Annotated in this window: 9 protein-coding genes; 3 read left to right on the top strand and 6 right to left on the bottom strand. The window is 74.0% G+C overall.

Annotation, left to right across the window (positions count from 1 at the left end):
- Positions 1-248: 248 nt before the first annotated feature.
- The 6 genes from ACZ4M3_RS14055 to ACZ4M3_RS14030 all read right to left on the bottom strand — a co-directional run bounded on the left by ACZ4M3_RS14055 (position 249) and on the right by ACZ4M3_RS14030 (position 5935).
- On the bottom strand, positions 249-404 hold the full coding sequence (locus ACZ4M3_RS14055) for a hypothetical protein (RefSeq protein ID WP_467732220.1): 156 nt from the start codon (positions 402-404) through the stop codon (positions 249-251).
- 61 nt (positions 405-465) lie between these two features.
- Positions 466-1776 (bottom strand): DUF58 domain-containing protein, encoded by a 1311-nt coding sequence (locus tag ACZ4M3_RS14050; protein ID WP_467732218.1) that lies wholly within the window; start codon positions 1774-1776, stop codon positions 466-468.
- Positions 1776-2738: an AAA family ATPase gene (locus ACZ4M3_RS14045; protein ID WP_453356380.1), complete on the bottom strand. Its 963-nt coding sequence runs from the start codon at positions 2736-2738 to the stop codon at positions 1776-1778. Before ACZ4M3_RS14045 ends, ACZ4M3_RS14050 begins: the two co-directional genes overlap by 1 nt.
- Entirely contained in the window at positions 2735-3970 is a 1236-nt protein-coding gene (locus ACZ4M3_RS14040; RefSeq protein ID WP_467732216.1) for a DUF4350 domain-containing protein, read from the bottom strand. The genes ACZ4M3_RS14045 and ACZ4M3_RS14040 overlap by 4 nt, the downstream gene beginning before the upstream one ends.
- Positions 3967-4635: a DUF4129 domain-containing protein gene (locus ACZ4M3_RS14035; protein WP_467732214.1), complete on the bottom strand. Its 669-nt coding sequence runs from the start codon at positions 4633-4635 to the stop codon at positions 3967-3969. The genes ACZ4M3_RS14040 and ACZ4M3_RS14035 overlap by 4 nt, the downstream gene beginning before the upstream one ends.
- A gap of 7 nt (positions 4636-4642) precedes the next feature.
- Positions 4643-5935 (bottom strand): hypothetical protein, encoded by a 1293-nt coding sequence (locus ACZ4M3_RS14030; protein WP_467732212.1) that lies wholly within the window; start codon positions 5933-5935, stop codon positions 4643-4645.
- A gap of 234 nt (positions 5936-6169) precedes the next feature.
- Here ACZ4M3_RS14030 and mtrA point away from each other — a divergent pair, with 234 nt between their 5' ends.
- From mtrA to ACZ4M3_RS14015, 3 genes are read left to right on the top strand one after another with little or no spacing between them, the layout of a single operon-like run.
- Positions 6170-6859 carry a two-component system response regulator MtrA gene (gene mtrA, locus ACZ4M3_RS14025; protein ID WP_189973359.1) on the top strand — a complete coding sequence of 230 codons (690 nt, stop codon included), beginning with the start codon at positions 6170-6172 and terminating at the stop codon, positions 6857-6859.
- Complete coding sequence (gene mtrB, locus ACZ4M3_RS14020) at positions 6831-8822, top strand: MtrAB system histidine kinase MtrB (RefSeq protein WP_467732209.1); 1992 nt, start codon at positions 6831-6833, stop codon at positions 8820-8822. Before mtrA ends, mtrB begins: the two co-directional genes overlap by 29 nt.
- Complete coding sequence (locus tag ACZ4M3_RS14015) at positions 8812-10677, top strand: LpqB family beta-propeller domain-containing protein (protein ID WP_467732207.1); 1866 nt, start codon at positions 8812-8814, stop codon at positions 10675-10677. The genes mtrB and ACZ4M3_RS14015 overlap by 11 nt, the downstream gene beginning before the upstream one ends.
- The last annotated feature ends 33 nt before the right edge of the window (positions 10678-10710 follow it).

Here is a 10710-nt window from a genome sequence, read left to right as displayed (position 1 = left end):
GACCCTGTGGGAGAGTAGGACGCCGCCGAACAATCATTGTGGGAAAGCCCCGCACCAGCCCTTCACGGGCATGGTGCGGGGCTTTTCTGCGTTCACCGGCCGAAGCCACTCGGCCCGTACACACCCCCGCTTCACCAGTCGGCGGGATAGCTTTTGAGGCTGCTCGTGTCGAGCGTCCATCGGCCGGCGGCGACGGTGTCACCGATGGTGTGGGGGGCCTTCTTCTGGTAGACGCAGCCGTACCACGTTCAGTCCGTGGGGAGCCGTGCGGTCATCATCGTCAGGAAGATCTGACCGTCCGTGGTCTGCACCTTCCACCGGTCTTCGTGGTGCTCGGCCAACTCCGCGAGCTGCTCCGCGAACGCGTGCATGCGGTGCAGCTGTTCGGGGGTGAAGTCGGCCACGGTGTCCTCCTGGGGGGTGCGCCGACCGGCATGTCCACCTGGCGCGGTGCCTCCCGGGAGGCTACAGGCGGCCGGCCGCCTTGAGGGCGAGGTAGGCGTCGGCCAGGGCTGGGGCCAGGGTGTCGGGGGTGGCGTCGACCACGTGGACGCCGAGGCGGGTGAGGTGGTCCGCGGTGCGGCGGCGCTGGGACTGTGACTGGGTGGCGGCCGCGGCGTCGTAGACGGAGTCGAGTGAGCCGCGGGACCGGGCCATGTCCTGGATGTGCGGGTCCGCGACCGAGGCGAACACGACCGTGTGGCGCTGGATGAGGCGCGGCAGGACCGGGAGGAGGCCCTCTTCCACGGGGGCGGCGTCCAGGCTCGTCAGGAGGACGACGAGGGAGCGGCGCGGGGCGGTGCGCAGGATGGTGGAGACGAGGGCGCGGGAGTCGGTCTCGACGAGCTCCGGTTCCAGGGTGGCCATGGCGTTGACGAAGGCGGGGAGGGTGTCGGCCGCCGAGCGGCCCTGGACGTGGGCGCGGGGGCGGCGGTCGTGGGCCAGGAGGTCCACGCGGTCGCCGGCGCGGGTGGCCAGCGCGGTGAGGAGCAGGGCCGCGTCCATGGCGGAGTCCAGGCGGGGTGCGTCCTTGACGCGGCCGGCCGAAGTGCGGCCGGTGTCGAGGCAGATGAGGATGTGGCGGTCGCGTTCGGGGCGCCAGGTGCGGACGGCGACCTTCCGGCCCCGAGCGGTGGCGCGCCAGTCGATGGAGCGGGTGTCGTCGCCGGGGAGGTAATCGCGCAGGCTGTCGAACTCGGTGCCCTCACCGCGCGTCAGGAGGCTGGTGCGGCCGTCGAGTTCGCGGAGCCGGGCCAGCCGCGACGGGAGGTGCTTGCGGCTATTGAAGGGGGGCAGGACCCGGACCGTCCAGGGCGCGGTGTGGGTGCCCTGGCGGGCGAAGAGCCCGAGGGGGCCGTAGGAGCGGATCGTGACGCGGTCGGCCCGGCGGTCGCCGCGGCGGGTGGGCCTCAGGCGGGTGGTGAGGCGGCGGCGTTCGCCAGCGGGGACGAGCAGGTCGTGGCGGGACGCGGCGGGCTCGGTGCCGGGGAGCCAGCTGCTCGGGGGCCAGGCGTCGCGGACGCGGGCCCGGAGCGTGCGGCCGCCGGGGTTGGTGACGGTGAGGTGGACGTCGGCGGGCTCGCCCAGGCGGACGGAGGTGTCGCCGGAGCGGGCCAGCCGCAGGGTGCGTACCGGCGCCGCCAGGGCGTAGTCGACCGCGCAGGCCAGGCCGAGGGCGCCGTTGACGGCGAGGATGCCCGTCCAGCTCGGCGCCAGGATGCCGACGGGGAGGCTGCCGAGGGCCGCCAGCAGGGCGGCGCGTCCGGTGGGGGCCATCAGCGGGGGACGGGGACGTGGGAGAGGATCGCGGAGATGACCGCGTCGGCGGAGACGCCCTCCATCTCGGCTTCCGGGCGCAGTTGCACGCGGTGGCGCAGGGTCGGCAGCGCGAGGGCCTTCACGTCGTCGGGGGTGACGTAGTCGCGGCCGGTGAGCCAGGCCCAGGCGCGGGCGGTCGCGAGCAGGGCGGTCGCGCCGCGCGGGGAGACGCCGAGGGTCAGGGACGGCGATTCGCGGGTGGCGCGGCAGATGTCGACGACGTACGCGGCGATCTCGGGGGAGACGGTGGTGTTCTCGACGGCCTTGCGGGCCGCTTCGAGTTCGGCGGGTCCGGCGACCGGGCGGAGGCCCGCGGCGTGCAGGTCGCGGGGGTTGAAGCCGGCGGCGTGCCGGGTCAGGACGCCGATCTCGTCCTCGCGGGACGGCAGGGGGACGGTCAGTTTGAGCAGGAAGCGGTCCAGCTGGGCTTCGGGGAGGGGGTACGTGCCCTCGTACTCGACCGGGTTCATGGTGGCGGCGACGAGGAACGGCTCGGGGAGCTTGCGGGGGACGCCGTCGACGGTGACCTGACGCTCCTCCATCGCCTCCAGGAGGGAGGACTGGGTCTTGGGGGGCGTCCGGTTGATCTCGTCGGCGAGGAGGAGGTTGGTGAAGACCGGGCCGTTCTGGAAGGAGAATTCGGCGGTGCGGGCGTCGTAGACGAGGGAGCCGGTGACGTCGCCGGGCATCAGGTCGGGGGTGAACTGGACGCGCTTGGTGTCGAGTTCGAGGGACGCGGCGAGGGCCCGGACGAGGAGGGTCTTGGCGACTCCGGGGACGCCTTCGAGCAGGACGTGGCCCCGGCACAGCAGGGCGACGACGAGACCGGTGACGGCGGAGTCCTGGCCGACCACGGCCTTCGCGATCTCGGTGCGGAGCGCTTCCAGGGAGGAACGGGCGCTGTCCGTGGTGGCCGTCATGAGGTGCGGACCTCTCTTTCGAGGGCGTCGAGGTGGTCGGCGAGCGCGACGAGCGCCGCGTCGTCGGAGGGGGCGGTGCCGAAGAGCAGGGTGGTGAGGTCCGTGGCGTGCGCGGCGGTGAGCCGGGCGGACACGGCGGGGAGCAGGGCGGCGGGCTCGTGGGCCCGGCCGGCGGGTACGCCGACGAGGGCGGCGAGGCGTTCGCGGGTGGCGGTGCGCAGCACGGTGGCGGCGCGGTCGCGGGCGCCGGCCTTGCGGTAGAGACGGGCGCGGCCCTCCGTGGTCTCGGAGGCGCGGACGGCGACGGGGAGGTTCTCGGTGACGAGCGGGCCGAGGCGGCGGGCGCGCCAGAAGGCGGCGAGGGCGGCGGCCACGAACAGCTGGAGCAGGGCCCAGGTCCAGCCGGCGGGTATGAGGTCGAGGAGGGTCCGCTGTCCGGGGGTGTCGGGGCCGCTCAGGTCCGCCGGGCCGGGCAGGTACCAGACGAGTTCGGGGCGGGTGCCGAGGAGCTGGAGGGCGAGGGAGGCGTTGCCCTCCTTGGCCAGGGTCCGGTTGAGCAGGATGCTCTCGGAGCCGAGGAGGACGGTGTCGCCGCCCTTGGCGGTGGCGGGCAGTACGACGAGGGTGGGGTGGCCGCCGTCGGGGTAGCAGGCGGTGGCTCCGGCGAGGTCGGTGCCGTAGCGGGGGCCGCCCCCGGTGGTGGCGCGGCCGGCGGTGCGGGCGGCGGGCAGCGCGCAGCCGGGGTCGAGGGCGCTGCGGTCGGAGTAGCCGCGGGTGCCGGCGCCGGGGGCCAGGTCGGGCAGGGCGGTGCTGGTGGGCGCGAGCAGTACGGTGCGGCCGCCGGAGGTGTCGGCGGCGGAGCGCAGGGTGCGCCGCCGAATCTGGTCGAGGGCGTCGGGGTCGGTGACCAGCAGGGTGGTGCGGGGGCCGGTGGCGGCGGCCGCTTCCTCGGCGGTGGTGACGACGCGGCTGGTGACGCCCCGGGCCTTGAGCAGCTCGGCGGCGGCGCGGCTGCCGTAGGGGTCGGCGGAGCGGGGGTCGAGGTAGCCGTGGTGCCCGTCGGACTGGAGGGCGGCCAGCGTGACACCGGCCGCCAGGAGGACGCCGAGGGCGGCCAGGAAGCCCCGGGAGCGGGCCCAGAGGGTAGTGGTCCGGGGCCCCGCAGCGGGCGCGGCAGGCGCCGCTGTGGCCGGGCGCGGGGCGGTGGTGGCGGTGGACGTGGGGCCGGTCATGCCGTGGGTCCCGTCAGGAGCGGGGTGGCGCGTTCCAGGGTGAGGTCGAGGGTGCGCAGGCGGCCGTAGGTTTCGGGGTCGCCGGTGCGGCCGCCGTACGTGACGTCGTCGAAGGCGCGGGCCGCCGTCCGGAGGTCCTGGGCGTGCTGCGGGAGGCGGGCGGCGGCTTCGGCGGCCGCCTCGTCGGCGGTGCGGCCGGGGCGGGGGTCGAGCAGGGTGCGCTCCTCCAGGGACCGGACGACGGCACGCATGCGTTCTTGGACGGCTTCGGTCCAGCGGCCGGCGGCGGCGTGCGCGTCGGCGGTGGCCCGGTGGTCGGCGGCGGTGCGCGGGCCCGCGTCGAAGAGGGTGCCGGTGCCGGTGACGGTACGGCGGGGGGTGCCGAGCCGCCACCACAGGGCGCCGACGGCCAGGGCGGCCAGGAGCACGACGACGACGAGGCCGGCCGTGCCGCCGGGGGTGGCTCCGGCCGCACGGTCGAAGAAGTCGCCGAGCCATTCCCAGAGCCGGTCCAGGGCGCGCTGGAGCGGGCTCGGGTCGTTCTGGTGGTAGATCCGCTTGGCCAGTTCGCGCTCGGCCGCCTCGCGGGCGGCGTCGCGCGAAGTCGTCACGGGTGGTGTGGCGGTGGCGGTTGCGGCGGCGGTGATGAGTCCCCCCGTGCTCATCGGTGTGTCAGCCTCCGTACCCGGCGCCGGTGCTTCCGTAGTCCTGCAGGCCGGCCGCCCGGGCGAGTTCCAGGTCGAGGGCCTCGCGGCGGATGCGCTGGTCGATGTACAGCAGCACGGTGACGCCCGCGGTGATCGGCAGGATGACCGTGAAGCCGATGACCGAGCCGATGCCGTTGATGAGCAGGAACGACCAGGACACGGCGAAGGAGCCGTCGGTGAAGCTGCTGAGGTCGCCCACGCCGGTGAGCAGCGCGAGGATGCTGAACGGCACGGCGATCATGAACGAGACGATGCCGGTGATCAGCCCGGTCAGCGCGGTGATGCCGAAGATGCGCCACCAGGAGCCCTTGACGAGCTTGGCGGACCGCTTGAGCGCCGTGAGGATCCCGGCCCGCTCCAGCATCAGGGCCGGTGAGGCCAGCAGGAAGCGGAACCAGAGCCAGACGAAGAGCGGCACGGAGACGAGCACGCCGAGCAGGGCGACGCCGACGCTCTTCATCAGCAGCCCCGGCAGGATCAGCACGCCGAGCAGGAGGACCGCCCCGACGGCGAGGAGCAGGGTCAGTCCGATGAGCGGCAGCAGGCGGGGCCGCGCCTCGCGCCAGGCCTCGCCGACCGAGGACGGCCGGCCGATCACGGCGCGGCTGTAGATGACGGTGAGCAGCGCGCTGGCGAGGATGCCGAGGACGAGCTGGACGAGTCCGTTGACGAGGACCGGGACGACGGCGTCGCTCATGCTGCGCAGCACCCGGTCCGGGTCCTCGCCGGTGGCGGAGGCGGTGGTGAGGTCCGCCAGCGCGAACTTGTTGATCAGCAGGTTGCCGACCTCGATGAGGACGCCGACGACGAGGCTGACGGAGAGCACCGAGCGCCAGTGGAGGCGCATGGTGGAGACCGCGCCGTCGAGGATCTCGCCCAGCCCGAGGGGGCGCAGCGGGATCACGCCGGGCTTGGCGGCCGGGGGCGGTCCCCAGGGGCCGCCGGGGTGGCCGTACTGGCCGCCGTAGGGGGACCCGTACGGTCCGGGCTGCCCGGACGGGGGTCCGTACGATCCCCAGCCGGCGCTCTGCTGCGGCTGCTGCGGGGCCTCGGTGGGTGCGGGGGCCTGGGCGCCGGGGCTGGACCACTGGCCGGCCGGCGGCTGGGCGGCGGACCACTTGGAGTCGGCGGCGGGCTGCGCGGGGGGCTGTATGCCCTCCGGCGTGCCCGGGCCGCCCGGGCCGCTCTGACCGGCTTGGCCGCCTTCGCCTTCCGACGGGGAGGACCCGGGCGAAGCCCAGCCCGGAGAGTCGTTCATCTCGCTCCTTACACGTGCGTCCGCTGCGGCGGGGCGCTGGTCGGCTGCCATCGTGCCACGCGGCGACGCAGAGCGGGCCGGGTGTTCCCCCAAGATCCGGTCCGCTCCCGCCTTCAATTGCCGCCCGGATCCGGGGCAGACTGGTCGGCCTGATCGCCACGCAGGTCCGAGGGGCGATTTCCAGCCCTTTTGGCTGTGGGACAGCTCACCGCCAGGTAACGATTAGCTAATGGGATGATGTCAAGCATGAAGGGACGAGTCCTTGTCGTTGACGACGACACCGCGCTGGCCGAGATGCTCGGCATTGTGCTGCGTGGAGAAGGTTTTGAGCCGTCGTTCGTAGCGGACGGTGACAAGGCACTGGCTGCCTTCCGGGAGGCGAAGCCGGACCTGGTACTGCTCGACCTCATGCTGCCCGGACGGGACGGCATAGAAGTGTGCAGGCTGATCCGGGCCGAGTCGGGCGTGCCGATCGTGATGCTCACGGCGAAGAGCGACACGGTCGACGTGGTCGTGGGCCTGGAGTCGGGGGCCGACGACTACATCGTCAAGCCGTTCAAGCCGAAGGAGCTGGTGGCCCGGATCCGGGCCCGCCTGCGCCGTTCGGAGGAGCCGGCGCCCGAGCAGCTGGCCATCGGTGACCTGGTCATCGACGTGGCCGGGCACTCCGTCAAGCGCGACGGTGCCTCCATCGCCCTGACCCCGCTCGAGTTCGACCTGCTGGTCGCCCTCGCGCGCAAGCCCTGGCAGGTGTTCACCCGTGAGGTGCTGCTGGAGCAGGTCTGGGGGTACCGGCACGCGGCGGACACCCGCCTGGTCAACGTGCACGTGCAGCGGCTGCGCTCCAAGGTCGAGAAGGACCCGGAGCGCCCCGAGATCGTCGTGACGGTCCGCGGTGTCGGCTACAAGGCCGGACCGAGCTGACGTGCAGCCCGGCAAGACCCGGGGCGGCTCCCGTGGCGGAGCCCTGCGGGCCGGCCGGCTGCTCAGGGAGCGAGTGGCCGGCAGCCCCGTGCTGCGGCTGTGCGTACGCCTCGTACGCCGGCCGCTGCTCCCGGCTGTCCGGCTCTGGCGGCGCAACATCCAGCTGCGGGTCGTCGCGGCCACCCTGCTGCTCTCGCTCACCGTGGTCCTCGCCCTGGGCTTCGTCGTCATCGCCCAGGTCAGCAAGGGCCTCCTCGACGCCAAGGAGGAGGCCGCGCAGAGCCAGGCCGCGGGCGGGTTCGCGGTCGCACAGGAGAAGGCCAACACCCCCTTCGCCGCCGACGGGTCCGACGTCACCGACAACAAGGTCGGCCGGGACGCCAGCACCTGGATGAACTCCCTCGTCAAGCAGCTGGCCAGCGGTGGCCAGACCGCCTTCGAGGTCGCCGCGCTCGGCGCCGGGGCGGGCGAGCCGGCCGCGCCCGGCGCCCAGGGCGTCAAGGGCGCCCGCGCCTCCGGCAACGTCGATCCGACCGCCAGTGTCCCGATGACCCTGCGCCGGGCCGTCAACCACGCCACCGGCACCTTCAAGACCTTCTCCGAGATCCGCTACACCGCCGGCTCCGGGGAGAAGGCGCCCGCGCCCGCGCTGGTCATCGGCAAACGGCTCACCGACATCAACGGCGACCCCTACGACCTGTACTACCTCTTCCCGCTGACCCAGGAAGAGGAGTCCCTCAACCTCATCAAGGCCACCATCGCCACCGCCGGCCTGTTCGTCGTCGTGCTGCTCGGCGCCATCGCCTGGCTCGTCGTGCGCCAGGTCGTCACGCCCGTCCGGATGGCCGCCGGGATCGCCGAGCGGCTCTCCGCCGGGCGGCTCCAGGAGCGGATGAAGGTCACCGGCGAAGACGACATCGCCCGCCTCGGCGAGGCCTTCAACAAGATGGCCCAGAACCTCCAGCTCAAGATCCAGCAGCTGGAGGACCTGTCGCGGATGCAGCGCCGGTTCGTCTCCGACGTCTCGCACGAGCTGCGGACCCCGCTGACCACCGTCCGCATGGCCGCCGACGTCATCCACGACGCCCGCGTCGACTTCGACCCCGTCACCGCCCGCTCCGCCGAACTGCTCGCCGGACAGCTCGACCGCTTCGAGTCGCTCCTCGCCGACCTGCTGGAGATCAGCCGGTTCGACGCGGGCGCCGCCGCCCTGGAGGCCGAGCCGATCGACCTGCGGGACGTCGTGCGCCGCGTCATCGACGGCGCCGAACCGCTGGCCGAGCACAAGGGCACCCGGATCCGGGTCCTCGGCGACACCCAGCCCGTCATCGCCGAGGCCGACTCCCGGCGCGTCGAGCGGGTGCTGCGCAACCTCGTCGTCAACGCCGTGGAACACGGGGAGGGCCGCGACGTGGTGGTCCGGCTCGCGTCCGCGGGCGGGGCCGTCGCGGTCGCCGTACGGGACTACGGGGTCGGCCTCAAGCCCGGCGAGGCCACCCGTGTCTTCAACCGGTTCTGGCGCGCCGACCCGGCCCGGGCGCGGACCACCGGCGGGACCGGCCTCGGCCTGTCCATCGCCGTCGAGGACGCGCGGCTGCACGGCGGCTGGCTCCAGGCGTGGGGCGAGCCCGGCGGCGGCTCCCAGTTCCGGCTGACCCTGCCGCGCACCGCCGACGAACCGCTGCGCGGCTCCCCGATCCCGCTGGAGCCCGAGGACTCGCGCGCCAACCGGGCCCGGGCCACCGCCGAGGCCGCGGCCCGGGCCGGCGCCGGCAGCGGACCGGGCGGATCCGGCGGCGACCGGCCCCGCCCGGCCGACCGCTCCCCGATACCGCCGCGCCCGGCGGTGACCACCGCGCTGCCGGTCCCGGCCGACCCGACGGCGCTGCCCGGCAACGGGGCCCGGGTCGTGGCGCGCCCCACCGATCAGGCAGCACAGGAGGACGGACCCGGTGGACGCTGAGCGCGGGCTGGCACCCGTACAGGCCCGGCGGGCGCGCGGGCCGCGGCCCGCGACCGTACGGGTGCACGCCGTACTCGCCGTGGTCGGGCTGCTGCTCGCCGGGTGCGCCTCCATGCCCGACAGCGGGGAGATCCGGCAGGTCCAGGCCTCGCAGGGGGTCGACTCCCAGGTACGGGTGTTCGGCGTGCCGCCGGCCGACAAGGCCAGTGCGGCTGACATCGTCGACGGCTTCCTGGAGGCCATGACCAGCGACGACCCGCAGCTGGAGACGGCCCGCAAGTACCTCACCGAGGAAGCCGCGAAGGACTGGAAGCCCGGCACGGCCGTCACCGTGCTCTCGTCGGGCCTCGACCGCTTCCCCGTGCAGGGCTCCAAGGAGCCCGAGGACACGCGGTGGAAGGTCACCGGCAAGAAGCTCGCGACGGTCGACGAGCGCAGCGCCTACCAGCCGGAGACCGGCGGGGTGCGCTACGAGGAGTACCTCCAGCTGGTGCGGGAGAAGGACCAGTGGCGGATCGCGACCCCGCCGAGCAGCCTCGTCCTCAGTGAGTCCGACTTCCAGCGCATCTACAAGCCCGTCAACAAGTACTACTTCGCGGGCGGCACGCTCGTCGCCGACCCCGTGTACGTGCGCCAGCGCAGCGACCCCGCGTCGCGGATGGACCCCACCACCCAGACCGTGCAGTCACTGCTCGCCGGGCCCTCCAAATGGCTGGCCCCGGTCGTCACCTCCAGTTTCCCCACCGGGACGGAACTGCGCGCGGGCACCAAGTCCCTTTCGGCGGACGGCCAGAACACGCTGCGCGTGCCGCTGAACGACAAGGCGAAGAACGTCGCGCAGCCGCAGTGCCAGAAGATGGCCACCCAGCTCCTGTACACCGTCAAGGACCTGACGGCCTCCCGGCTGGACCGCGTCGAACTGCTGCGCCCCGACGGCAGGACGTCGCTGTGCTGGGTCACCCGCGCGGCCGCGGCGGCGCTCGCCAACCCGGCGCCGAGCCCGGAGCACCAGTACTACGTCGACAAGGACTCCCGGCTCGTCCGGATGTCCCTCAACGTCAACGCCGAGGACCAGCAGCAGGACAAGCCGGAGCTCGCGCCCGGACCGCTGGCCACCGCGACCGGGTTCAAGGTGGGCTCGGCAGCCGTCAGCTACGACGAGAAGCGGGCCGCGGTCGTCTCCGACGACGGGCACGGGCTGTACGTGGTGACGCTGACGACGGCCGGACCGATGCCGCAGCCGCTGCCCCTGCCGGCGGGCCGGACCGGCAAGCTGACCGCGCCCAGCTGGGACACCCGTGGCGACCTGTGGATCGCGGACCTCGACCCGCAGAACCAGGGGCTGTGGCGGGTGCCCGGCGGCACCGGGGCACCGCAGAAGGTGGACGTGGCCGGGCTGGACGGCGGCCGGATCACCGCGCTCAAGGCCTCCCCCGACGGGGTGCGCATCGCGCTGCTCGTGGAGAAGGACGGCGGCCGCAAGAACCTCTACACGGGGCGGATCGAGCGGCCCGACGGCAAGGCGGACGCCTCGCCGGTGGCGGTGCGCGAGCTGCGGCCGGCGGCTCCGCAGATGGCGGACGTGATGGCGATGAGCTGGGGGCCGCGGGGCCGGCTGCTCGTGGTGGGCCGGGAGAGCGGCGGGGTCGTACAGGCCCGGTACATGCTGTCCGACGGGTCGACGGCGGCCGCGAGCCTGCCCGGGGCGTCCGGGCTGGCGGGGGTCGCGACGACCGAGGACGAGGAGAAGCCGGTGGTGGCGTTCTCCGACGAGGACGGCATCGTGTGGCTGCCGCCGGGGGCGCAGTGGCGCACGGTGGCGGCGGGTGGGCGCGCACCGGTCTACCCGGGCTGAGCCGGGGCCGCCGCGCCGGGCCGCCGCGCCGGG

It is taken from the genome of Streptomyces sp. NPDC026522 (assembly GCF_055567555.1).
Note: the sequence above shows the minus strand (reverse complement) of the source record. Positions and strands in the feature narration are given on the sequence as shown.